We start from the raw sequence: 25,005 nt of genomic DNA on the forward strand, positions 1-25,005 counted from the left end.
ACACAAGTCTTGCCGCCTGGCTCGGCGGGGAGCAAGCCTTAATCGCACAGAAGAGTCTGCGCACCCGGTGCTTCTCGAAGCATCGCTCTCCCAGAGTCACGTGCGCCAGCTCATCGACCCCTGATCCTCTCGAAAGGCCCCGTCATGCATCGCAACCGAGTCCTCGCCGCCTCCCTGACCGTCGCGCTGGCGACAACCCTGGCCACCGCCTCGGCCGCCCACGCCCGCGCGTGGCAGTTCTCCGATGCGACCCTTGTCGACGTCCGGCACGCCTGCCGCGACGGCCTGCGCCTCGGTGTGGCCGTGTCGGGTGCGCCGGGCTCCGTCGACCCGGCGATCGCCCGCAAGGACTACCCGACTCTCGTGTCGGCGATCCAGCCGGCGACGCAGGAGTGGACGCCCCAGACCCCGCTCGTCGTGCGCTCGCCGATCGTCGTGCCGCGAGTCAAGAAGCCGACCACCGTGCCCATCGACGGCGGCGGCGGTACCGAGGTCCCGCACCCCGTCTCGCACCTCGGTGTGTTCACCGTGCGCGCGCTCACCACGTTGGCCACCGGCCCGATCGCCGTATCGTCGTCCAGCACGCCGGGTCTGGGCAATCCCATCGAGGCCGAGGTCGAGGACTGCTACCTCTTCGCCCCCGTCGATGTTGTACCGGGCAATCGACACAACAACGTCCGGATCGGTCGCGTCGATGTCCAGGTCGCGCTGCTGAGCACGCGGCACCTGCGAGCCGACCGGCTCGACGCCCGGACATTCACCTTCGGGCCCAAGCAGACGCGCGCTCGCAGCCACCAGCTGCGCGACGTCAACCGCGACGGCCGACGCGACCTCGTCCTCACCTTCCGCACGTCCGCGACCGGCCTGACCTGTGCCAGCCGCACCGCGACCCTCACCGGCCAGACCCGATCCGGTGGCCTCATCGAGGGCCGCGACAAGGTGAACCCCACCCATTGCCGCCGCTAGCCGCCACCTCGCGGCCGGCGAACCATCCCTTCGTCGTCCGGTGGTGCCCTGCTCGGGTGGCTGATTGGATGGGCGGGCCCTGAACCCGAGCAGGACGGTGCATGCGATGTCGACAGCAGCGCGGACGCAGGAGAAGCCGAGCAAACTCGTGGGCGCTTTGAGCGCTCTGGAACGAGTGGGGAATCTGCTCCCGCACCCGTTCTGGTTGTTCGTCATCCTCGGTGGGATCGTGCTCGCCTTGAGTTCGGCGCTGAGCCGGTTGGGATTGAGCTCGGTCTCGCCAACGGACGGGGAGACCGTCGAGGTGGTGGACCTGCTCAACCAGGAGGGGATCCACCAGATCATCAGCGAGGCGGTGCCGAATTTCACGAGCTTCCCGCCGTTGGGCCTCATCATCATCGTCATGCTCGGCGTTGCGGTCGCCGAGTACACCGGACTCATCAGCGCGACGATCCGTCTGGTCGTCTCACGGGTCTCCCCGCGGTGGTTGACCTTCGTCCTGGCGCTCACCGGCGTGACCGGCTCGGTCGCCTCTGATGCGATTTACGTCGTTCTCATCCCCCTCGGCGCGGCCGCCTTCAAGGCGGTCGGGCGCAGTCCCGTGCTCGGCGCCGTCGTCGCCTTCGGGTCGGCCAGTGCGGGCTACAACGCCTCGCTGCTGATCACCGGCACCGACGCGATCCTCGCCGGCCTGTCGACCTCGGCCGCGCAGATCATCGACGAGACCTACGTCGTTACCCCGGTCGCCAACTACTTCTTCGCCGCGGCCTCCGCGGTCTGGCTCGCGGCGCTGGTCACCCTCGTCACGGAGTTGTTGCTGACCAAGACCACCCGCACCATGGTCGATGACGAGGCGGTCGATGACGAGGCCGTGGATGACGAGGCAGTCGATGGCGACGCCGATGATCGCAAGGCGGCTTCGGCGGGGGAGCAGGGGGTCGTGGGTGACGGCGACGATGCTGCGGACCCCTTCGAGGTCTCGGCCGCAGAACGCCGCGGTCTGCGCTGGGCGGCGCTCACGGCTGTGCTCTGCTTCGCGGCCTACTTCGCGTTGCTGTTCTGGCCGGGTTCGATTCTGCGCGGCGAGACCGGGGCGCTCGACAGCCCGCTGCTAACGGACGTCGTGGTTCCCATCGCGCTCGTGTTCGGGCTCACGGGTGCCGTCTACGGCGTCACCACCGGCGCGATCACGAGCTTCGATGACGTGCCGAAAATGATGGGTAAGGGCATCGTCACCCTCGCTCCCGTGCTCGTGCTCTTCTTCGCGGCTGCCCAGTTCTTGGCCTACTTCCGCTGGTCCAACCTCGGGCAGATCATCTCCATCGAGGGCGCTGGCCTCTTGGAGGGCGCCGGGCTGCCGCCGCTCGTGCTATTCGCCGGGCTGGTGCTGCTCACCGCGTCGATCAACTTCTTCATCACCAGTGGTTCGGCCCAGTACGCCCTTATGGCGCCGGTGATCGTTCCCATGTTTATGTTGCTCGGCTATTCACCGGAGGTGACGCAAATGCTCTACCGGATGGGTGACTCGCCGACCAACATTATTAGCCCGATGAGTCCCTACTTCGCGCTCGCGCTCGGATATGTGCAGCAGTACTACAGTAAGGCCGGGATCGGCACCCTGATCTCGCTGACACTGCCGATCTCCATGACGCTGCTCGTGGGCTGGTTCGCATTCTTCGCCCTCTGGTACACCATCGGACTGCCGCTCGGGCCCGGCGTCCCCGTCCGCTGAAAGGCGCTATGACACACGCTGTCCGCTACCGCGACCTACTGACGACGAACGTCGAGGCGATGATCGATGATCTGCGGCGTCTCGTCCACGTCGAGACCCCCAGCGACCGACCCGACCTGCTCCGCGCGGGCTTGGCCGACATCGAGGACTACGTCACCACTCGCCTCGGGGCGCCGAGCCGTCGGCAGCGGCACGACGGTGGTGCTCGGGGCGACGTCCTCGACCTGACGTGGGAGGGCACCGCCCCAGGTGCCGTTCTGTGCCTCGTGCACTACGACACGGTCTGGCCGGAGGGCACCGTCGACGACTGGCCGTTGACCCGCGACGGCGACATCCTCACCGGGCCAGGAGTGCTGGACATGAAGGCCGGGCTCGTCCAGACGGTCTGGATGCTGCTGGTGCTACGGGAGGTCGGGGAGCCGCATCCTGCCGTCCGGCTGCTGCTGACCGGCGACGAGGAGATCGGCTCGTCTGTCGGTCGGCCGCACATCGAGGCCGCCGCCGCCGATGCGCTCGTCACGCTCATCCCCGAGCCGAGTGCCGCGGGCGACGTGAAGCTGCAGCGCAAGGGAATGGTGTTCGCCGACCTGCAGGTGCACGGAGTGGAGTCGCACGCCGGCCTCGACCCCGACGCCGGAGCGTCGGCGATCACCGAACTCGCCGCTCTCATACCCCAGATCAACGCCCTCGCCGACCGAGAGCGGGAGACGACCGTCAACGTCGGCGTCATCCGCGGCGGGTCGGGGCGCAACGTGGTTGCCGGCGTCGCCTCCTGCGAGGTGGACATCCGCATTCAGGACCCCGCGGAGGAGGACCGGATGGTGGCGGCCTTGGAGGCACTGACGGTCACCGATCCGCGCTGCAGCCTGGAGGTGATCGTCGAGCGCAATCGGCCACCGATGAACCCGACGGCGCACTCGCAAGGCTTGTTGACTCTGCTGCGAACGGCGGCCGCAGACCTGGACGAGACCGTCGACTCCCGCGCGGTCGGCGGGGCCAGCGACGGTAATTTCGTCAGCGCGCTCGGGCTGCCGGTGATCGATGGAATCGGGGGTATCGGAGCGGGTCCGCACGCGCGTCATGAGCACATCACAGTAAAGGGGCTATCCCGACAAACTGCTCTCATGGCGGCGGTCGCTGAACAACTCGGCGCGGCCCATCGGTAACACGTCGGGCAAGTTCTACAAAGAAGTGATTGGAGTCTATGGCGGGGCCTAAGTCCTTGCCTTCTCGTTAGCAGCCCTTCGACAGTGCGCGCTGGACTAGGTTCGTTCGGTGGGCAAGTCCGCCCACAGTTGCGTGAGTCAAAGGGGATCAGCGTGGGAGACACTCGGTGGGAGACGGATCTGCTCGGACGCAAGGCGGTGCCCGCTGATGCGTATTACGGCGTGCACACGGTGCGCGCCGTCGAGAATTTCCCGATCTCCGGGCGGACTATCAGTGAGGTGCCGGCGATGGTGCGCGGCATGGTGATGGTCAAGAAGGCCACCGCGCTGACCAACAAGGCCCTCGGGGCGCTCCCGGCCGACGTCGCCGACGCCATCGTCTGGGCCTGCGATCAGGTGCTCGAGCACGGCCGCTGCGCCGACCAGTTCCCGGTCGACGTCTTTCAGGGTGGGGCCGGCACGTCGCTGAACATGAACACCAATGAGGTCATCGCCAACCTCGCCCTCGAGCACCTCGGCCACCCCAAGGGCTCCTACGACGTCGTCAACCCGAACGACCACGTCAACCGCAGCCAGTCGACCAACGACGCCTACCCCTGCGGGTTCCGCCTCGCCGTCGACGAGATGGTCGCCGGCCTCGAGAAGGCCCTCACCGAACTCGCCGACGCCTTCCACACAAAGGGCGAGGAGTCCACCGACGTCCTGAAGATGGGCCGCACTCAGCTGCAGGACGCCGTGCCCATGACCCTCGGGCAGGAGTTCAGCGCCTTCGGCATCACGCTGGGGGAGGAGCTGCGCCACCTGGAGACCGCGCGCCACCTGCTCCTGGAGATGAACCTCGGCGCCACCGCCATCGGCACCGGCCTCAATACGCCGCCCGGGTACGCGCCCCTCGCGGTCACCAACCTCGCGCGCGTCAGCGGACGCCCCTGCATCCCCGCCCCGAACCTCATCGAGGCCACGAGCGACTGCGGCGCCTACGTGATGACCCACGCCGCCCTCAAGCGGCTCTCGATGAAGCTGTCGAAGATCTGCAACGACCTGCGGCTGCTTTCCTCCGGCCCGCGGGCGGGCCTCAACGAGATCAACCTCCCGGAGGTGCAGGCCGGCTCGTCGATCATGCCCGCCAAGGTCAACCCCGTGATTCCCGAGGTCGTCAACCAGGTGTGCTTCAAGGTCATCGGCAACGACGTCACCGTGACGATGGGCGCGGAGGCCGGGCAGTTGCAGCTCAACGTCATGGAGCCGGTGATCGCGCAGTCGCTGTTCGAGTCGATCACGCTGCTCACCCGCGCCTGCGACGTGCTGCGCACGAAGTGTGTCGACGGCATCACCGCCAACAAGGAGGTGTGCCTGGGGTACGTCACGAACTCCATCGGCGTCATCACCTACCTCAACGACTACATCGGTCACGAGGCGGGCGACGAGATCGGCAAGGAGGCGGCGCGCACCGGCCGCGGGGTCCGTGAGCTCGTCCTCGAGCGGGGCCTGATGGAGGCGGAGATGCTCGATCGGCTGCTCTCGCTGGAGAACCTCATGAACCCCGGCTACGTGCCCACCACGTCTGACGAGGTGGCCTCCGACCCGAAGGCCGCACGTTGATCTGGATACATCTGCTCGTCGTTCTCGCGGCGATCTTCCTCGGTGCCCGCCTGGGCGGCATCGCCATCGGCTTCGCCGGCGGCCTCGGCGTGCTTGTTCTCGCCGTTCTGGGCCTGACCCCAGGTGACATGCCGCTCGACGTCATCTCCATCATCATGTCGGTGATCTGCGCGATCGCCGCCATGCAGGTGGCCGGTGGCATGGACTACCTGGTCGACCTCGCCGAGCGCATCCTGCGCCGCAACCCCAAGCACCTGAACTTCCTCGCGCCGATCATCACGTATCTCATGACGCTCATGGCCGGCACGGGACACACGGCATTCTCGACGATGCCGGTGATCACCGAGGTCGCCAAGGAGAACGACATCCGGCCGTCGCGGCCGTTGTCGGTCGCGGTCGTGGCTTCCCAGATCGCCATCACGGCGTCTCCGATTTCGGCGGCGGTCGTGTATTTCTCCTCGGTGCTCGAACCGCTCGGGGTGGGCTATCTCGACCTGTTGGGCGTGGCGATTCCGTCGACGTTCATTGCGTGCATGCTTACTGCGCTCGTCATGACGCTCATCGACCGGGCCAACCCCAACAGTCCACTGTCGAAGGACCCCGTCTATCAGGATCGGCTGGCGCGCGGTGTCGTCTCACTGCGCGGCGAGCAGCGCCGCGAACTCAAGCCACAGGCTCGGGCGTCGGTGCTGGTGTTCCTGGTGGGACTGGTGGCGGTCATGGGGTATGCGACGGCCATCTCCGACCGGGTCGGGCTCATCGAAGACCCGGTCATGGGTCGCGATCAGGCGATCATCGCGTTCATGCTGACGATCGCCGCCGTGACGGTGCTGCTGGCGCGCATCGCGCCGAGCGACATCCTCTCGGCGTCGACCTTCAAGTCGGGCATGAGCGCCTCGATCTGCGTGCTGGGCGTCGCCTGGCTGGGCACGACCTTCGTGCAGGCCTACACCGACGACATCGAGCGTGCGGCCGGCGGCCTGCTGACCGACTTCCCGTGGCTGCTGGCGGTCGTGCTGTTCTTCGCCGCGGCGCTGCTGTACTCGCAGGCGGCGACCACCAAGGCGCTCATGCCGACGGCCCTGGCCCTCGGAGTGGCCCCGGGGGCGGCCGTGGCGGCGTTCCCTGCGGTGTCGGCGCTGTTCGTGTTGCCGACCTACCCGACGCTGCTCGCGGCGGTGGAGATGGATGACACGGGGAGTACCCGTATCGGCAAGGCGGTCTTCAACCACCCGTTCCTGGTACCGGGGGTTCTGACGATCGCCTTCGCGGTGATCCTCGGCTTCCTCTTCGGCGCCCTCATCATTTGAGGGTGAGTAGCTGTCGGGGACGGAGGTAAGGCTGGTGCGCGCCGGGCAGGCGGGACATGATGGGGGTTCCGCGCCGCCCGGCGCGTTGCGGTAACGGCGTGCAGGAGCAGCGATGACGACCTTCCGACCGGACCCCACCTTCTACCCCTCGCCGAGCATGGCCATGGAGGCGCCGCCCGAGCGGTACGGCTATGTCGCGACGTTCTGGCGCGACGAGGGTGAGCCGCAGAAAGACGCGGTGGCTGCCGTCGACCTCGACCCGAACTCCCCGACGTACAGCCAGGTCGTGGGCTGGTGCGAGATGCCGAACGTCGGCGACGAGCTGCACCACCACGGGTGGAACGCCTGCAGTAGCGCGCTGTGCCCGAGCAACCCCCACCCGCACGTTGAGCGGCGGCACCTGCTGTTCATGGGGCTGCGCTCCAGCCGCATCCACTTCGTCGACGTCAAGAAAGACCCGAAGAACCCGAGCATCGCCAAGATCATCGAGCCGCAGGAGTACAAGGCCAAGTCCGGCTACAGCCGACCGCACACTGCTCACTGCGGTCCGGAGGGCATCTACGTCACCAATCTGGGTGCCGCCGACGGCGACGAGGGCCCGGGCGGCATCGCCCTGCTCGACCACGACACGTACGAGGTCATCGGCACCTGGGAGAAAGATCGCGGCGACCAGTACCTGGCGTACGACTTCTGGTGGCACATCAATCACGACGTGATGATCACCAGCGAGTGGGGCACGCCGCGCCAGATCGAGAACGGGATCATCCCCGAAGAGCTGCTGGCCAACAAGTACGGCCACAAGCTGCACTTCTTCGACATGAAGAAGCGCCGCAACATCCAGACCATCGATCTGGGGGAGCAGTACCAGATGACGCTGGAGCTGCGGCCCGCGCACGACCCCGCCAAGGAGTACGGCTTCGTCGGGATCGTCATTTCGACGGAGGATCTTTCGGGGTCGATCTGGTGCTGGTATCGCGACGGGGAAGAGTTCGCGATCAAGAAGGTCTTCGACATCCCCGCCGAGCCGTGCGACGACGTCGACCTGCTGCCGAACCTGCTCAAGGGGTTCGGTGCGGTGCCGGCGCTCATCACCGACATCGACCTGACCGTCGACGACAAGTACCTGTTCGTCTCCTGCTTCGGGCAGGGCCGCTCGATCATGCTCGACGTCTCCGACCCGCTGAACGTCACGCAGGTCGGCGAGATCCGCGTCGGCGGCATCGCGACCCGCGCCCCGCATCCCAGCCGGCCCGACGTGCCGCTGCTCGGGGCGCCGCAGATGGTCGAGATCAGCCGCGACGGTAAGCGCGTGTACTGGACCAACAGCCTCTACGGCGCCTGGGACGACCAGTTCTACCCCGACGGCGTGGGCGCCTGGATGGTCAAGGCGAATATCGCCGACGGCACCATGACCCTCGACCCCGACTTCTTTGTGGGGCAGGGGCAGTTCCGCGGCAACCGGGTGCATCAGGTGCACCTGGAAGGTGGCGACGCGTCCAGCGACAGCTACTGCTTCAGCTGATGCCGGTCACCGCTGCGCGGACCACCGTGGTGCCGGGGCCCCAGGTCTGCTCGACGTGACGCTGCCCCTGCACGGCGGGATGCCGTCGGGTCACGCGGGCCTGGATGCCGGGATGCTGCTGGCGGCGGCGGGGCTCGGGGTGTTTCACGGCATCAACCCGGGGATGGGTTGGCTGTTCGCGGTGTCGTACGGGTTGCAGGAGAAGAGCGCCCGGGCGATTCTGCGCACGCTGGTGCCGATCACGATTGGGCACGAGGCGTCGGTGTTGCCGATGGCGTTGGCGATCACGGTGTTCGCCTCCCAGGTCACGCGGGCGGTGACCCTGGGGGTCTTCTCGGTGGGCCTCGTTGCGTTCGGTATCTGGTTGCTGCTGCGCCGCCGGCACTTCCGGTGGGTCGGCATGCGGCTGTCGGTGTGGGAGTTGGCGTGGTGGTCGTTCCTCATGTCGACGGTTACCGGTGCGGGCCTGATGTTGGCGCCGGTGTTGCTGAGCGCCCCGGCGGAGTCGATGCTGGAGCACACGCTCGCAAGTGCTCTGTGGGCGGCGGTGGTCGTCGCGGTGGTCCACGCGCTGGCGATGATGGTCACCGCCGGCGTCGTCGCCCTGCTGGTGTACCGGGTCGTCGGTCTGCGCATCCTGCGTTCTGCGTGGATCAACCTCGACAAGATTTGGGCCGCGGCCTTCATCCTGGCCGGCCTCTTCGTGTGGCTCGGCCATGGCTAGCCGCGCCGCGGCGTGACGAGGCCTGACTGGAGACATCGCTAACGGCTACGCGCCGCTCGGCGGGTCGTCCGGGCGTCTCCGCTCGACTTGCCCATGGTCCGCGGTCCCCATTCGGAGCGCACTGCTGGCCCAAGCGTCAAACTGTCAGCTATAGTCGACATATGTATGAGGTCATCAGCACCGATGACTTCAGCCGATGGCTTCGACGACTCAAGGACCGTGCAGCAAGGCTGCGGATCGTTGACCGCCTCGACAGACTGGGCGCTGGCAACGCGGGGAACGCCAAGCAGGTCGGTCATGGCGTGTGGGAACTACGGATGATGTTCGGTCCCGGCTACCGCATCTACTACCTGCACGACGGTCCGCGTCTCGTTCTGCTGCTGTGCGGGGGCGACAAGGCCACGCAGCAACGAGACGTCGAGCGAGCATATCGCCTCGCCGAAGAGTACCGATCTGAGAAGGGAGCGCACGATGACTAGCGCGAAATACACCCGTTTCGATGCCGCCGACTACCTCGAGGATCTCGACGATGTCGCTGCCTATCTCGAGATCGCCCTGGAGCAATCTGACGAGGATCCGAGTGCGGTTCCACGGGCTCTGGGGGTTATCGCCCGATCACAGAACATGAGCGAGCTCGCTCGTCGAGTGGGAATGAGCCGCGATGGCCTCTACAAGGCTCTCTCTGCTGACGGCAATCCCACCTGGTCAACCATCCTCAAGGTCACTCACGCCCTCGGCCTCCGATTCGAGTTGCACACTGTCGCCTGACAATCGACAAGCCCGGTTGATGAGAATGGACAGGGCGTCGGCCTCCGCCTGTAGCTTTCGTTGTCCGTGGTGGTGGACAATGACAGGAGCGTGGCAGGCCCTCTGGCCAGGGTGCGGTGAGTGTTCCGCGGTCCCGAAGGCTCTGCAGCGATGGCAGCAGGTGGGGTGACCAAGTTTCGGGTTGGCGGACGGCTTGCGTGGTGGCGGCGCGTCTGCGGGTCATGCAGGTTCTCAGGCCATGTCGGTCGGCACTGGCGGCCAAGGCGGCGATCACCCGAGCGTCGTCGGGGTGGCGGTCGAGCACGATCTGAATCATGTTGCCGACGGAATCGTCGAGGGAGTCTGTGTTGAAGCGAGAGATCTTGTCGCGGCGGTAACCGTCGATCACCTGACAAACCACAGGGTCACCAGAGTCGATCATTTCCTCGACGTCTTTGATGAAAGCTCTCAGGCGTCGCAGGTCGGGAATGTCGGCGAGGTACCGGAGGGCGGCGCGCCGTCCGGGGTCAAGGGGTCGCCCCCGGTGGAGGTCCAAGACGGCGCCGATGCGGTGCGCGGCCGCGGCGGAGGCGACGGCCGCGGCCCACGAGGCGGCCTCGGCCACGAGGTCCACACTGAGGTGACCTTCGAGCCCACCGACCCCGACACCTCCGCCCTTTTCCTCGCCGTCGTCCGCGAGGCCGCCGCCAACATCACCAAACACGCCCCGGGCGCGGCGTGCCGCTTCACCGGCGCGATCAGCAGCGACGGGCTCGAACTCACGATCAGCAACGACGTGCCTGCGGCGCGCCGCCCCGCCCCCTCCAGTGGGGTCGGGCTCACGCTGGTCGCCGACGACCTCGAAAGAGCCGGTGGCTCCCTGCGTGCAGGCATCGAGGGTACGCAGTGGATGGTGCGCGCCCAAGCCTCCGCACCCGGCGCGAGGGCCGCCGCGACAGGCCGCGTCAACACCAACCGCTCCCGGCTGACACGAGCCCGCTGGCTGCCCACCACCCGTCTGCGCCGAAGGTCCTTCCTGCGCGCGACGTGAGCGCTCCGAAGCCAGTTCGTCACAAGTGCTTGACCTGGCGACTCGTGGCCCACGACACTTCAGGTGGTGGTCACGCGGGGCTCAGGTCCGGCCCCGAACGCGCCGATGGGAGTCGATTGGACTTCACTGGCGAGCATGGGTATGCTGTCGCTTTGCGCTGCCTATGCTCCACGTCCACGTCGAGCGCTCTCCGATCACCAACCCAACGGCACCCTTCGGTCGCGGCCGAAGACTGTCGTGAAGTGGCTGGTCAGGGGTCGACTCCGCGAGGCAAACGGGCATCACGGCAGGCGCGACCGCCGTTGAACCCAGGCCTCTGGAAGGACCATCCTTGGCTGCCTCGCGATCCGCGACCCAGAAGATGTCCAGCGCTATCACGGCCTCTGGCCGTGTGTCTTTCGCGAAGATCCGCGAACCACTGGAGGTGCCCGACCTGCTGGCACTCCAGACCGAGAGCTTTGACTGGCTGCTCGGCAACGAGCGCTGGCAGGAGCGCGTGGCCGACGCCATCGAGGCCGGCCGCGACGACGTGCCCGAGCGCTCCGGGCTCGAGGAGATCTTCGAGGAGATCTCGCCGATCGAAGACTTCTCCGGCTCGATGAGCCTCAGCTTCCGCGACCACCGGTTCGAGGAGCAGAAGTACTCCATCGAGGAGTGCAAGGAGCGGGACATGACGTACAGCGCCCCGCTGTTCGTCACCGCCGAGTTTATGAACAACACGACCGGCGAGATCAAGTCCCAGACGGTCTTCATGGGCGACTTCCCGCTGATGACCGAGCGCGGCACCTTCATCATCAACGGCACCGAGCGCGTCGTCGTCTCCCAGCTTGTCCGCAGCCCGGGCGTCTACTTCGAGCGCACGCCCGACAAGACCTCGGACAAGGACATCTACTCCGCCAAGGTCATCCCCAGCCGCGGCGCATGGCTCGAGTTCGAGATCGACAAGCGCGACATGGTCGGCGTGCGCGTCGACCGCAAGCGCAAGCAGTCCGTCACCGTGCTGCTCAAGGCCCTCGGCTGGTCCGACGCCCGCATCCTGGAGGAGTTCGGCGAGTACGACTCCATCCGCCAGACCCTGGAGAAGGACTCCACGACGGGTCAGGACGACGCGCTGCTCGACATCTACCGCAAGCTGCGCCCGGGCGAGCCGCCGACCAAGGAGGCCGCGCAGGCGCTGCTCGACAACCTCTACTTCAACCCCAAGCGCTATGACCTGGCCAAGGTCGGCCGCTACAAGGTCAACAAGAAGCTGGGCATCGAGGGCGCGCTCACCGAGTCGACCCTGACCGTCGACGACATCGTCGCCACGATCAAGTACATCGTCGCCCTGCACGCCGGCCAGGAGACGATCCCCGGCCGCCGCCGCGGTCAGGACGTCGAGATCCGCGTCGAGACCGACGACATCGACCACTTCGGCAACCGCCGCCTGCGCAATGTCGGCGAGCTCATCCAGAACCAGGTCCGCACCGGCCTGTCCCGTATGGAGCGGGTCGTGCGCGAGCGCATGACGACTCAGGACGTCGAGGCCATCACGCCGCAAACCCTGATCAACATCCGCCCCGTCGTGGCCTCGATCCGCGAGTTCTTCGGCACCAGCCAGCTCTCGCAGTTCATGGACCAGAACAACCCGCTCGCGGGCCTGACCCACAAGCGCCGCCTCTCCGCGCTCGGCCCGGGTGGTCTCTCCCGCGACCGCGCCGGCATGGAGGTCCGCGACGTCCACCCGTCGCACTACGGCCGCATGTGCCCCATCGAGACTCCGGAAGGCCCGAACATCGGCCTCATCGGCTCGCTCGCCTCCTACGGACGCATCAACCCGTTCGGTTTCGTCGAGACCCCCTACCGCAAGGTGCTCGAGGGTCGCGTCACCGACGAGGTGCACTACCTGTCCGCCGACGAGGAAGACGAGTTCGTCATCGCCCAGGCCAACGCGCCCATCGGTGAGGACGGCTACTTCGTTGACGAGCGGGTGCTCGTGCGCTCCAAGGGTGGTGAGTCCGAAGACCTGCCCGCCGGGGAGGTCGAGTACATGGACGTCTCGCCGCGCCAGATGGTCTCCGCGGCCACCGCGCTCATCCCGTTCCTCGAGCACGACGACGCCAACCGGGCGCTCATGGGCGCCAATATGCAGCGTCAGGCCGTGCCGCTCGTGCGCTCCGAGGCGCCCTTCGTGGGCACCGGCATGGAGTACCGCGCCGCGCTGGACTCCGGTGACGTCGTGCGCGCCACCAAGGCCGGTGTCGTGGAGTCGGTCTCGGCCGACGTCGTGTCCGTCGGCAACGACGACGGCACCCACGTCTCCTACCGCATCGCCAAGTTCATGCGCTCCAACCAGGGCACCAGCTACAACCAGCGGGTCGTCGTGGCCGAGAACCAGCGCCTGGAGGTCGGCGACGTCATCGCCGACGGTCCCGCGACCGACGGCGGCGAGATGAGCCTGGGCCGCAACCTGCTCGTCGCGTTCATGCCGTGGGAGGGCTACAACTTCGAAGACGCGATCATCCTGAGCCAGCGCCTGGTGCAGGACGACGTGCTCTCCTCCATCCACATCGAGGAGCACGAGGTCGACGCCCGCGACACCAAGCTGGGCCCGGAGGAGATCACGCGGGACATCCCGAACGTCTCCGAAGAGGTGCTGGCCGACCTCGACGAGCGCGGCATCATCCGCATCGGCGCCGAGGTGCGCGACGGCGACCTGCTCGTCGGCAAGGTCACCCCCAAGGGTGAGACCGAGCTGACCCCGGAGGAGCGGCTGCTGCGCGCGATCTTCGGTGAGAAGGCCCGCGAGGTGCGCGACACCTCCCTGAAGGTGCCGCACGGCGAGACCGGCACGGTCATCGGCGTCAAGGTGTTCGACCGCGAAGAGGGCGACGAGCTGCCGCCGGGCGTCAACCAGCTGGTGCGCGTCTACGTCGCCAACAAGCGCAAGATCACCGACGGTGACAAGCTCGCCGGCCGCCACGGCAACAAGGGCGTCATCTCCAAGATCCTCCCGGTCGAGGACATGCCGTTCCTCGAGGACGGCACCCCCGTCGACGTCGTGCTCAACCCCCTGGGTGTGCCCGGCCGTATGAACATCGGGCAGATTCTGGAGCTGCACCTGGGCTGGGCCGCCAGCCGCGGTTGGGAGATCGCCGGCGAGCCGGAGTGGGCCGACATGGTCCCCGACGACGCGCGCTCGGCCCCGCCCGGCACCCGCGTCGCCACCCCGGTGTTCGACGGCGCCCGCGAGGGCGAGATCACCGGCCTGCTCGACTCGACCCTGCCGACCCGCGACGGACAGCGCCTCATCGGCGCCTCCGGCAAGGCGCGGCTGTTCGACGGCCGCTCCGGCGAGCCGTACCCCGACCCGGTCAGCGTCGGCTACATGTACATCCTCAAGCTGCACCACCTCGTGGACGACAAGATCCATGCCCGCAGCACCGGCCCGTACTCGATGATCACGCAGCAGCCGCTGGGTGGTAAGGCGCAGTTCGGTGGCCAGCGCTTCGGTGAGATGGAGGTGTGGGCCCTCGAGGCGTACGGCGCGGCCTACGCGCTGCAGGAGCTGCTGACGATCAAGTCCGACGACGTCACCGGCCGCGTCAAGGTGTACGAGGCCATCGTCAAGGGCGAGAACATCCCCGAGCCCGGCATTCCCGAGTCCTTCAAGGTGCTCATCAAGGAAATGCAGAGCTTGTGCCTGAACGTGGAGGTGCTCTCCTCCGACGGCACGCAGATCGACCTGCGCGAGCCCGACCAAGAGGTCTTCCGCGCAGCCGAAGAGCTCGGCATCGACCTATCCCGGCGCGAGCCGAGCTCGGTAGAAGAAGTTTAGACATCTGCACAACCGTGCGCTTCGGTCGGATTTCGCGCTAGCGAGATCCGACCGGAGCCCGGGAAACCGCGAGCGAAGCGAGCGTGGTTTGCCGGAACAGACAGGCGTCGGGCGCAGCCCGTCCGAGAAACGCCACCACAGACTCACCGGACGAACTGGACTACGAAAGTAGGACGCACGAAGTGCTAGACGTGAACTTCTTCGACGAGTTGCGCATTGGACTTGCTACCGCGGACAGCATCCGCGCGTGGAGCCACGGCGAGGTCAAGAAGCCCGAGACGATCAACTACCGCACCCTCAAGCCCGAGAAGGACGGCCTCTTCTGCGAGAAGATCTTCGGCCCGACCCGGGACTGGGAGTGCTACTGCGGCAAGTACAAGCGCGTCCGGTTCAAGGGCATCATCTGTGAGCGCTGCGGCGTCGAGGTGACCCGCTCCGGCGTGCGTCGTGAGCGGATGGGCCACATCGAGCTCGCCGCTCCCGTGACCCACATCTGGTACTTCAAGGGCGTCCCGAGCCGGCTGGGCTACCTGCTGGACCTGGCCCCGAAGGACCTGGAGAAGGTCATCTACTTCGCGGCGTACATGATCACCTCCGTCGACGAGGAGGCTCGCCACCGCGACCTGCCGTCGCTCGAGGCCGAGCTGGACGTCGAGAAGAAGGAGATCGAGAAGGCGCGCGACGCCGAGGTCGACTCCCGCGCAAAGCGCCTCGAGGCCGACCTGGCCGAGCTGGAGGCCGAGGGCGCCAAGGGCGACGTGCGCCGCAAGGTGCGCGAGTCCGCCGAGCGCGAGATGAACAACATCCGCAAGAAGGCCGACCAGCAGGCCGAGCGCCTGCAGCAGGTGTGGGACCGGTTCAAGAACCTCAAGGTGCAAGACCTCGAGGGCGACGAGGTGCTGTACCGCGAGATGCGGCAGCGTTACGGCCTGTACTTCGAGGGCGGCATGGGTGCCGCGGCCCTGCAGAAGCGGCTGGAGACGTTCGACCTGGTCGCCGAGGCCGCGTCGCTGCACGAGATCATCGCCACCGGCAAGGGCCAGAAGAAGACCCGCGCCATCAAGCGGCTGCGCGTCGTCACCGCCTTCCAGCTGACCAGCAACAGCCCCATGGGCATGGTGCTGGACTGCGTGCCGGTCATCCCGCCGGACCTGCGCCCGATGGTGCAGCTCGACGGTGGCCGCTTCGCGACCTCCGACCTCAACGACCTGTACCGCCGCGTCATCAACCGCAACAACCGCCTCAAGCGGTTGTTGGACCTCGGCGCGCCCGAGATCATCGTCAACAACGAGAAGCGGATGCTGCAGGAGGCCGTCGACGCGCTGTTCGACAACGGTCGCCGCGGCCGTCCGGTCACCGGCCCGGGCAACCGGCCGCTGAAGTCGCTGTCCGACATGCTCAAGGGCAAGCAGGGTCGCTTCCGGCAGAACCTGCTCGGCAAGCGCGTCGACTACTCGGGCCGTTCGGTCATCGTCGTCGGCCCGACGCTCAAGCTGCACCAGTGCGGCCTGCCCAAGCAGATGGCGCTCGAGCTCTTCAAGCCGTTCGTCATGAAGCGCCTCGTCGACCTCGATCACGCGCAGAACATCAAGTCGGCCAAGCGGATGGTCGAGCGCGCGCGCCCCGCGGTGTGGGACGTGCTCGAAGAGGTCATCACCGAGCACCCCGTGCTGCTCAACCGCGCGCCGACGCTGCACCGCCTCGGCATCCAGGCGTTCGAGCCGCAGCTCGTGGAGGGCAAGGCGATCCAGCTGCACCCGCTCGTCTGCGGCGCGTTCAACGCCGACTTCGACGGTGACCAGATGGCGGTCCACGTGCCGTTGAGCGCGGAGGCGCAGGCCGAGGCCCGCATCCTCATGCTCTCCTCGAACAACATCCTCAAGCCGGCGGACGGTCGCCCGGTGACCATGCCCTCCCAGGACATGATCATCGGCCTGTTCCACCTCACCTCCGAGCTCGACGGCGGGCCGGGGGAGGGCCGGGCGTTCCGCTCGGTCGCCGAGGCGCGGATGGCGTTCGACGCCGGCGAGATCCTGCTCGGCTCGAAGGTCAAGATCCGGTTCACCGACGTCGCGCTGCCCCCGGGTGTCGCGGCGCCGGAGGGTGCGGAGCTGACCGCCGACGGCCTGGTCGCCGAGGCGACCCTGGACACGACGCTGGGTCGCGCGATCTTCAACGGTGCGCTGCCCGTCGACTACCCGTTCGTCAACGAGGAGGCCGACAAGAAGCGGCTCTCGCTCATCGTCAACGACCTCGCCGAGCGGTACCCCAAGGTGCAGGTCGCCGCGAGCCTGGACGCCCTCAAGGACGCCGGGTACTACTGGGCGACCCGCTCCGGCACGACCGTGGCCATCTCCGACGTGGTGACGCCCGAGCGCAAGGGCGAGATCCTCTCCGGGTACGAGGCCAAGGCCGAGAAGGTGCAGGTGCAGTACGAGCGCGGCCTCATCACCGATGAGGAGCGCCGTCAGGAGCTCATCGAGATCTGGACCCAAGGCAGCGCCGAGGTCGCCAAGGAGATGGAGGCCAACTTCCCGCGCTCCAACCCGATCTACCGCATGGTGTCTTCGGGTGCCCGTGGTAACTGGTTCCAGCTGCGGCAGATCGCCGGCATGCGTGGCCTCATGGCCAACCCGAAGGGCGAGATCATCCCGCGCCCGATCAAGGCGAACTTCCGTGAGGGCCTGTCGGTGCTGGAGTTCTTCATCTCCACGCACGGTGCCCGTAAGGGTCTGGCCGACACGGCGCTGCGGACCGCCGACTCCGGGTACCTGACGCGACGCCTCGTCGACGTCAGCCAGGACGTCATCATCCGTGAAGACGACTGCGGCACCGAGCGCGGCCTGACGCTGCCGATCGCGATCCGCAAGACGGACGGCGCGCTGGCGCCGCACGACGACGTCGAGACCGCCGTGTACGCGCGGACCCTCGCCGAGGATGTCGTGCGCGACGGTGAGGTCATCGTGCCCGCCGGCACCGACCTGGGTGACGTCGCCATCGGCGCGCTCCTGGGTGCGGGTGTCGAGGAGGTCAAGGTGCGCTCCGTGCTCACCTGCGACAGCCACGTCGGCACGTGCGCCAAGTGCTACGGCCGTTCGTTGGCCACGGGCAAGCTCGTCGACATCGGCGAGGCCGTCGGCATCATCGCGGCCCAGTCGATCGGTGAGCCCGGCACCCAGCTGACGATGCGTACCTTCCACACCGGTGGTGTGGCCGGTGACGACATCACGCAGGGTCTGCCGCGTGTGGTCGAGCTCTTCGAGGCCCGCACCCCCAAGGGTGTGGCGCCGATCGCGGAGGCGACCGGGCGGGTGCAGATCGAGGAGACCGACAAGGCTCGTCGCATCCTGCTCACCCCGGACGACGGCTCGGAGGAGCACGCCTATCCGGTGAGCAAGCGGTCGCGCTTGCTTGTGTCGGATGGTCAGCACATCGAGGTCGGTACCAAGCTCGTGCAGGGTGCCATCGACCCCAAGCAGGTGCTGCGCATCCTCGGTCCGCGTGCGGTGCAGATGCACCTGGTGGACGAGGTGCAGCACGTGTACCGCCAGCAGGGTGTGTCGATCCACGACAAGCACATCGAGGTCATCGTGCGCCAGATGCTGCGGCGCGTGACGATCATCGAGGCGGGCGACGCCGAGCTGCTGCCGGGGTCGATGGCCGAGCGTGGGGTCTTCGAGACCGAGAACCGTCGGGTGGTCGCCGAGGGCGGCAAGCCGGCCTCGGGTCGCCCGGAGCTCATGGGTATCACCAAGGCCTCGCTGGCCACGGACAGCTGGCTGTCGGCGGCCTCCTTCCAGGAGACGACGCGGGTGCTCACCGATGCGGCGATCAACGCCAAGTCGGACCCGCTGTTGGGTCTGAAGGAGAACGTGATCCTCGGAAAGCTCATCCCGGCCGGTACGGGTTTGCCCCGGTACCGCAATGTGCGGGTGGAGCCCACCGAAGAGGCCAAGGCCGCGATGTACTCGATGCCCGACTACCAGCAGTACGACTACGCGGCCTTCGGCCCGGGTTCCGGCGAGGCCGTCCGCCTCGACGACGCCACCTTGGGTCTGGACAGCTAAGCGCGTAGCCGCTTTGGCACGTGGGCCGGTCATCCCGTTGGGGTGGCCGGCCCATGTCGTGCGCTTGGCGGTTCAGCTGGCTTTCGCCGAAGGTGGGCAGCGGCGCCGGTACGCGGCCCGTCGACAGGGTGCTGGCGGAGGTAGCGACTTCTTGACGTACTGGGAGGCTCTCTTCGCTGTTGCCCTTTCGCATCGCCGCTGGTCAGCGCCCTGCGTCTGCTCGGAGCCGTTCTCCGGGTACGTCGAGAAGTCGCAACGTTGGGGGGAGGGGTCACACGCGATGGCAGGATCCCTGACCCCGCTGCCCCCGCCCCAGAGCTCCCGAATCTCGCTGCCGCTGAGCGGGATTCAGGCTGACGCGCAGCACCGTCAATGGATTTGGTGCAGGCCAGGGGGCCGGGTAGCCTAGTAGGGCATGTCTTGGATCACGCCTGCCCGGGTTCAGTCGGTGAGAGATCGCCGGCGCTGCGGTGGGTGTGTGGATCGTCGTGTTGATCGGTCCGCGCCAAGGCGTGTCCTCTCGCCGGGCATCCGGTCGGTGTGGGGCCGGTGATCTCACCGGGCCCGCCTGCCGTCCCGGAAGTGCAGGGGAGAGCACCCGGTGTCGACCTATCGGCGGCTCCGGCAGATCAAGGAGGCCGAATGATCGGCCGATCAGCGAACGACTAAACGGAGAATGCGTGCCCACCATTAATCAGCTCGTCCGTAAGGGGCGGCAGGACAAGGCCACCAAGGCCAAGACGCCTGCGCTCAAGGGCAGCCCCCAGCGTCGCGGCGTGTGCACCCGCGTGTACACCACGACGCCCAAGAAGCCGAACTCCGCGCTGCGCAAGGTCGCGCGCGTCAAGCTCACCTCCGGCATCGAGGTGACCGCCTACATCCCGGGCGTCGGTCACAACCTGCAGGAGCACTCGATCGTGCTCGTCCGCGGTGGCCGTGTGAAGGACCTGCCGGGCGTGCGGTACAAGATCATCCGCGGCTCCCTCGACACCCAGGGCGTGAAGAACCGCCAGCAGGCGCGGTCTCGCTACGGCGCGAAGAAGGACAAGAAGTAATGCCACGTAAGGGACCCGCCCCGAAGCGGCCGCTCGTCATCGACCCGGTCTACGGGTCGCCGCTGGTCACCCAGCTCGTCAACAAGATCCTGCTCGACGGCAAGAAGTCCATCGCCGAGCGGATCGTCTACGGCGCCCTCGAGGGCTGCCGGCGGAAGACGGGAACCGACCCGGTCGTCACGCTCAAGCGTGCGCTCGACAACGTCAAGCCCGCCCTGGAGGTCAAGAGCCGCCGCGTCGGTGGCGCCACCTACCAGGTGCCCGTCGAGGTCAAGCCCGGCCGCGCCACGACCCTGTCGCTGCGCTGGCTCGTCGGCTACGCCCGGCAGCGTCGCGAGAAGACGATGACCGAACGCCTCATGAACGAGATCCTCGACGCCAGCAACGGCCTCGGTGCTTCGGTGAAGCGCCGCGAGGACACCCACAAGATGGCCGAGTCCAACAAGGCCTTCGCGCACTACCGCTGGTGATCCTGGTGCTTGCCCGGCGCGGCTAACAGCCCGCCGGGCAAGCCCGATCCCCCCACGAATTTCGGTGCCGGCACACCAGCTGGCACCCGCCCCGACCGGGGCGAGCAGACGACGAAACGAGACGAGAGATCCTGTGGCACTCGATGTCCTGACCGACCTGAAGAAGGTCCGCAACATCGGCATCATGGCGCACATCGACGCCGGCAAGACGACGACGACCGAGCGCATCCTCTTCTACACCGGCGTCAACCACAAGATGGGCGAGACCCACGACGGTGCGTCGACGACGGACTGGATGGAGCAGGAAAAGGAACGCGGCATCACGATCACCTCCGCCGCGGTGACCTCCTTCTGGGAGGGCAACCAGATCAACATCATCGACACGCCCGGCCACGTCGACTTCACCGTCGAGGTCGAGCGTTCGCTGCGCGTACTCGACGGCGCCGTCGCTGTCTTCGACGGCAAGGAGGGCGTCGAGCCCCAGTCCGAGACTGTGTGGCGCCAGGCCGACAAGTACATCGTTCCGCGCGTGTGCTTCGTCAACAAGATGGACAAGATGGGCGCCGACTTCTACTTCACGGTGCAGACCATCAAGGACCGCCTCGGCGCCGAGCCGCTCGTGCTGCAGCTGCCGATCGGGGCCGAGTCCGACTTCATCGGCGTCGTCGATCTCATCTACATGCGCGCCCTCGTGTGGCCCGGCGACGCCAAGGGCGACGTGACGCTCGGCGCGAAGTACGAGGTTCAGGAGATTCCGGCCGACCTCAAGGACCGCGCGGAGGAGTACCACCAGCACCTCGTCGAGCGCGTCGCCGAGAGCGACGACGACCTCATGGAGAAGTACCTCGGCGGCGAGGAGCTGACCCCCGAGGAGCTCAAGGCCGGCATCCGCAAGCTGACGATCAACTCCGAGCTGTACCCCGTGCTGTGTGGTTCGGCCTTCAAGAACCGTGGCGTGCAGCCCATGCTCGACGCGGTCGTCGACTACCTGCCCTCGCCGCTGGACGTGCCGCCGATGATCGGCCACAAGCCCGGTGACGAAGAGGTCGAGCTGACCCGCGAGCCGAGCGTCAAGGAGCCGTTCTCGGCCCTGGCGTTCAAGGTCGCTTCGCACCCGTTCTTCGGCACGCTGACGTTCATCCGGGTCTACTCCGGGCGAATCGCCGCCGGCAGCCAGGTCGTCAACTCGACCAAGGGCAAGAAGGAGCGCATCGGCAAGCTCTTCCAGATGCACGCCAACAAGGAGAACCCGGTCGAGGAGGCTCTCGCCGGGCACATCTACGCGGCGATCGGTCTGAAGGAGACGACGACCGGCGACACCCTGTCGGACCCCCAGGACCAGATCATCCTGGAGTCGATGACCTTCCCCGAGCCCGTCATCTCCGTGGCCATCGAGCCCAAGACGAAGGGCGACCAGGAGAAGCTGTCGACGGCCATCCAGAAGCTGGCCCAGGAAGACCCAACGTTCCAGGTCGAGCTCGACCAGGAGACGGGCCAGACGGTCATCAAGGGCATGGGCGAGCTGCACCTCGACATCCTCGTCGACCGCATGCGCCGCGAGTTCAAGGTCGAGGCCAACATCGGCAAGCCGCAGGTGGCCTACCGCGAGACGATCCGTCGCGCCGTGGAGAAGTACGACTACACGCACAAGAAGCAGACCGGTGGGTCGGGCCAGTACGCCAAGGTGCAGGTCACCTTCGAGCCGCTGGACACCTCCGAAGGTGCGATGTACGAGTTCGACAACAAGGTCACCGGTGGCCGCGTGCCGCGCGAGTACATCCCGTCGGTCGACCACGGCATCCAGGACGCGCTCGGCCTCGGCGTGCTCGCCGGCTACCCGATGGTCGGCATCAAGGCCACGCTGCTCGACGGCGCCTACCACGACGTCGACTCCAGCGAAATGGCGTTCAAGATCGCCGGTTCGATGGTCACCAAGGAGGCGCTGCGCAAGGCCGACCCGGTCCTGCTGGAGCCGATGATGGCCGTCGAGGTGCGCACCCCCGAGGACTACATGGGTGACGTCATCGGCGACATCAACTCCCGCCGTGGCCAGATCCAGGCCATGCAGGACATCAGCGGCGCCAAGGTCGTGCGCGCCCTCGTGCCGCTGTCGGAGATGTTCGGGTACGTTGGCGACCTTCGGTCCAAGACGCAGGGTCGTGCCAACTACACGATGCAATTCGACTCCTACGCGGAGGTTCCTCGGAACGTCGCGGACGAGATCGTCAAGAAGATGCGAGGCGAGTGAGGCGGGTACACTCACCCGTTGACGCTCTTCACGTAGCAGTCAATTTCCCCCAAGCGCTCAGTCCGATACCGGACTGCACGTGCAACACAAGTCCAACAGGAGGACACCAGTGGCGAAGGCGAAGTTCGAGCGGACCAAGCCGCACGTCAACATCGGCACCATCGGTCACATCGACCACGGCAAGACGACGCTGACGGCAGCGATCTCCAAGGTCCTGCACGACAAGTACCCGGACCTGAACCCGCAGTTCGCGTTCGACGACATCGACAAGGCGCCCGAAGAGAAGCAGCGCGGTATCACGATCTCCATCGCGCACATCGAGTACCAGACGGAGGGTCGTCACTACGCCCACGTCGACTGCCCGGGCCACGCCGACTACGTCAAGAACATGATCACGGGTGCGGCGCAGATGGATGGTGCGATCCTCGTGGTCGCGGCCACCGACGGCCCGATGCCGCAGACGAAGGAGCACGTCCTCCTGGCCCGCCAGGTCGGCGTCCCCTACATCGTCGTGGCGCTCAACAAGGCCGACATGGTCGACGACGAGGAGATCCTCGAGCTCGTCGAGATGGAGGTCCGTGAGCTGCTGTCCCAGTACGAGTTCCCGGGCGACGACGTTCCTGTCGTCAAGGTCTCCGCGCTCAAGGCCCTCGAGGGCGACGAGGAGTGGGCCAAGACGGTTCTCGAGCTGATGGACGCGGTCGACGAGGCCATTCCGATGCCCGAGCGCGACGTCGACAAGCCGTTCCTCATGCCGGTCGAGGACGTCTTCACGATCACCGGTCGCGGCACGGTCGTCACCGGCCGTATCGAGCGCGGTCTGCTGAAGGTCAACGAAGAGGTCGAGATCGTCGGCATCAAGGAGACCAACACCAAGACCACGGTCACGGGCATCGAGATGTTCCGCAAGCTGCTCGACGAGGGTCGTGCGGGCGAGAACGTCGGCCTGCTGTTGCGCGGTATCAAGCGTGAGGACGTCGAGCGCGGCCAGGTCGTCTGCAAGCCGGGTTCGATCACCCCGCACACCGAGTTCGAGGGCCAGGTCTACATCCTGTCCAAGGACGAGGGTGGCCGGCACACGCCGTTCTACGACAACTACCGTCCGCAGTTCTACTTCCGTACGACGGACGTGACGGGTGTCGTGCACCTGCCCGAGGGTACCGAGATGGTCATGCCCGGTGACAACACCGACATGAAGGTCGACCTCATCCAGCCCATCGCGATGGAAGAGGGCCTGAAGTTCGCCATCCGTGAGGGTGGCCGGACCGTCGGCGCGGGTCGCGTCACCAAGATCCTGAAGTGATCTTCGCGCTTCGGCGCACGTAGTTCGAAGGGGCTCGAGCCACCCGGCTCGGGCCCCTTCGGCGTTTTTTTGCACGCCTCCCCAGTGGGGGAGAATGGGGGAGTGGTGAAGAAGGCTGTTGTCTGGGTGGTGCTGTTGCTGTTCGTGCTCGTGGTGGTGCTGGGTGCGTGCGCGCCGGCGTCGACCGGGCAGAGCGGCTCGCAGGCCTCCGGGCAGTCCCCGACCGCGCAGGAGTCGCAGCGGCCGTCTGACGACGTCACGCAGCTGCCGCGGCTGGTCGACAACGCCGCCTGGGTGACCCGGGAGGGGGAGACGGCGTTGGTCATCTCCCCGTCGCAACTGCTGCGCGACTCCAGTGGCGAGGAGGTGTACGACGAGGCCTGGCGGCGCGTCGTCGTGGCGATCCCCAAGGCCGACACCCCCGGCATGCGCGACCAGTTCGTCTGCCACGCCCAGTTCGCCTCCACCAAGGACGCCTGGTACCTCGAGCCCGCCCGCCCCGCCGTCGGCTACTGGCGCACCGTCTCCGCCGGCTGCAACCCCGGCGACGTCACCGACGTCGGCTGACCTGATCACCGCCCCTGCCGGTGGCCGCAGTCTGGAGGTATGATGACGTCATACCAAGGAGGCGGGATGGCGGTCAAGAAGGTGGCGGTGACGCTCCCCGAAGAGCTCTACGACATGGTCGAGCGGGCACGCAAGGTTGAGCATCGGTCGCGTTCGGAGATGATCCAGGAGGCGATCCGGACTCACTTCGGCGAAGCCACGTATCGTCCGTCCGAGCAGGAGCGGCGCGTTCTGCAGGCCGCCCGCGACGACGACATCGCTCGACCCGACGCGGCTCTTCCTTGGAGCGAGGTGCACACGCAGCTGTGGGGCGAGAAGTAGAGGTCGTACTCGCGCCGGGCGCCGTGGATGATCTGCGTGGTGCTCGTGACCACTACGGCAAAATCGGTCAGGATCTCGTTGGTAGTTTCGCCCGATCGGTCGAGCAGGTCATTGAGCGGCTGCGGTTGTTTCCGCGATCCGGTACCCCGGTGGAGGGTTTCGAAGACCTGCGCCGAGCTCGTGTGCGCCACTTTCCCTACGGCGTCTTCTATCGCCTATCGGATGTGGATGACGTGCGTGTTCTGCGGGTGCTCCACGACCGACGCGACCGTTCGACTGCGTTGAGACATGACTGATCTCTGGCGTTCTAGGCCCGAGAGATCAGTCGCCCTAGGTT

Annotated in this window: 19 protein-coding genes; all 19 read left to right on the top strand. The window is 66.9% G+C overall.

Features of this window, described 5'->3' with window-relative positions:
- Positions 1 to 144: 144 nt before the first annotated feature.
- The 19 genes from KILIM_RS00925 to KILIM_RS25395 all read left to right on the top strand — a co-directional run bounded on the left by KILIM_RS00925 (position 145) and on the right by KILIM_RS25395 (position 24,964).
- Complete coding sequence (locus KILIM_RS00925; protein ID WP_006590717.1) at positions 145 to 966, top strand: hypothetical protein; 822 nt, start codon at positions 145 to 147, stop codon at positions 964 to 966.
- Positions 967 to 1,072: 106 nt separating this feature from the next.
- Positions 1,073 to 2,698, top strand: a complete 1,626-nt coding sequence (locus tag KILIM_RS00930; RefSeq protein WP_006590718.1) for an AbgT family transporter — start codon at positions 1,073 to 1,075, stop codon at positions 2,696 to 2,698.
- 8 nt (positions 2,699 to 2,706) lie between these two features.
- Positions 2,707 to 3,864, top strand: coding sequence for a M20/M25/M40 family metallo-hydrolase (locus KILIM_RS00935; protein ID WP_006590719.1), 1,158 nt, complete (start codon positions 2,707 to 2,709; stop codon positions 3,862 to 3,864).
- A 153-nt stretch (positions 3,865 to 4,017) separates the two neighbouring features.
- Complete coding sequence (gene aspA / locus KILIM_RS00940) at positions 4,018 to 5,466, top strand: aspartate ammonia-lyase (protein WP_006590720.1); 1,449 nt, start codon at positions 4,018 to 4,020, stop codon at positions 5,464 to 5,466.
- Entirely contained in the window at positions 5,463 to 6,776 is a 1,314-nt protein-coding gene (locus KILIM_RS00945; protein ID WP_006590721.1) for an anaerobic C4-dicarboxylate transporter, read from the top strand. The genes aspA and KILIM_RS00945 overlap by 4 nt, the downstream gene beginning before the upstream one ends.
- Before the next feature lie 112 nt (positions 6,777 to 6,888).
- Positions 6,889 to 8,298, top strand: a complete 1,410-nt coding sequence (locus KILIM_RS00950; RefSeq protein WP_006590722.1) for a selenium-binding protein SBP56-related protein — start codon at positions 6,889 to 6,891, stop codon at positions 8,296 to 8,298.
- A 55-nt stretch (positions 8,299 to 8,353) separates the two neighbouring features.
- On the top strand, positions 8,354 to 9,022 hold the full coding sequence (locus KILIM_RS00955; RefSeq protein WP_217997024.1) for a hypothetical protein: 669 nt from the start codon (positions 8,354 to 8,356) through the stop codon (positions 9,020 to 9,022).
- A gap of 161 nt (positions 9,023 to 9,183) precedes the next feature.
- Complete coding sequence (locus tag KILIM_RS00960; protein ID WP_006590724.1) at positions 9,184 to 9,501, top strand: type II toxin-antitoxin system RelE/ParE family toxin; 318 nt, start codon at positions 9,184 to 9,186, stop codon at positions 9,499 to 9,501.
- Positions 9,494 to 9,790, top strand: a complete 297-nt coding sequence (locus tag KILIM_RS00965; protein WP_006590725.1) for an addiction module antidote protein — start codon at positions 9,494 to 9,496, stop codon at positions 9,788 to 9,790. Before KILIM_RS00960 ends, KILIM_RS00965 begins: the two co-directional genes overlap by 8 nt.
- 289 nt (positions 9,791 to 10,079) lie before the next feature.
- The gene (locus tag KILIM_RS23800) at positions 10,080 to 10,820 is read left to right on the top strand and encodes a sensor histidine kinase (protein WP_169330724.1); all 741 of its coding nucleotides are present in this window, start codon (positions 10,080 to 10,082) and stop codon (positions 10,818 to 10,820) included.
- 331 nt (positions 10,821 to 11,151) lie between these two features.
- Complete coding sequence (gene rpoB / locus KILIM_RS00975; RefSeq protein ID WP_006590727.1) at positions 11,152 to 14,637, top strand: DNA-directed RNA polymerase subunit beta; 3,486 nt, start codon at positions 11,152 to 11,154, stop codon at positions 14,635 to 14,637.
- 182 nt (positions 14,638 to 14,819) lie between these two features.
- Positions 14,820 to 18,704 carry a DNA-directed RNA polymerase subunit beta' gene (locus KILIM_RS00980; protein WP_006590728.1) on the top strand — a complete coding sequence of 1,295 codons (3,885 nt, stop codon included), beginning with the start codon at positions 14,820 to 14,822 and terminating at the stop codon, positions 18,702 to 18,704.
- A 680-nt stretch (positions 18,705 to 19,384) separates the two neighbouring features.
- A complete protein-coding gene (gene rpsL, locus KILIM_RS00985; protein ID WP_006590729.1) occupies positions 19,385 to 19,759 on the top strand; it encodes a 30S ribosomal protein S12 in 375 nt (124 codons plus the stop codon).
- Positions 19,759 to 20,229, top strand: coding sequence for a 30S ribosomal protein S7 (gene rpsG, locus KILIM_RS00990; protein WP_006590730.1), 471 nt, complete (start codon positions 19,759 to 19,761; stop codon positions 20,227 to 20,229). Before rpsL ends, rpsG begins: the two co-directional genes overlap by 1 nt.
- A gap of 133 nt (positions 20,230 to 20,362) precedes the next feature.
- Positions 20,363 to 22,477 carry an elongation factor G gene (gene fusA, locus KILIM_RS00995; protein ID WP_006590731.1) on the top strand — a complete coding sequence of 705 codons (2,115 nt, stop codon included), beginning with the start codon at positions 20,363 to 20,365 and terminating at the stop codon, positions 22,475 to 22,477.
- 109 nt (positions 22,478 to 22,586) lie between these two features.
- Complete coding sequence (gene tuf, locus KILIM_RS01000; RefSeq protein ID WP_006590732.1) at positions 22,587 to 23,780, top strand: elongation factor Tu; 1,194 nt, start codon at positions 22,587 to 22,589, stop codon at positions 23,778 to 23,780.
- Between the two features lie 105 nt (positions 23,781 to 23,885).
- Entirely contained in the window at positions 23,886 to 24,347 is a 462-nt protein-coding gene (locus KILIM_RS21915; protein WP_255247580.1) for a DUF2599 domain-containing protein, read from the top strand.
- A 66-nt stretch (positions 24,348 to 24,413) separates the two neighbouring features.
- Positions 24,414 to 24,668 (top strand): ribbon-helix-helix domain-containing protein, encoded by a 255-nt coding sequence (locus KILIM_RS01010; protein ID WP_006590734.1) that lies wholly within the window; start codon positions 24,414 to 24,416, stop codon positions 24,666 to 24,668.
- The gene (locus tag KILIM_RS25395) at positions 24,653 to 24,964 is read left to right on the top strand and encodes a type II toxin-antitoxin system RelE/ParE family toxin (protein WP_006590735.1); all 312 of its coding nucleotides are present in this window, start codon (positions 24,653 to 24,655) and stop codon (positions 24,962 to 24,964) included. The genes KILIM_RS01010 and KILIM_RS25395 overlap by 16 nt, the downstream gene beginning before the upstream one ends.
- Positions 24,965 to 25,005: the final 41 nt, after the last annotated feature.

This window comes from Kineosphaera limosa NBRC 100340 (genome assembly GCF_000298215.1).
Lineage (GTDB): Bacteria > Actinomycetota > Actinomycetes > Actinomycetales > Dermatophilaceae > Kineosphaera > Kineosphaera limosa.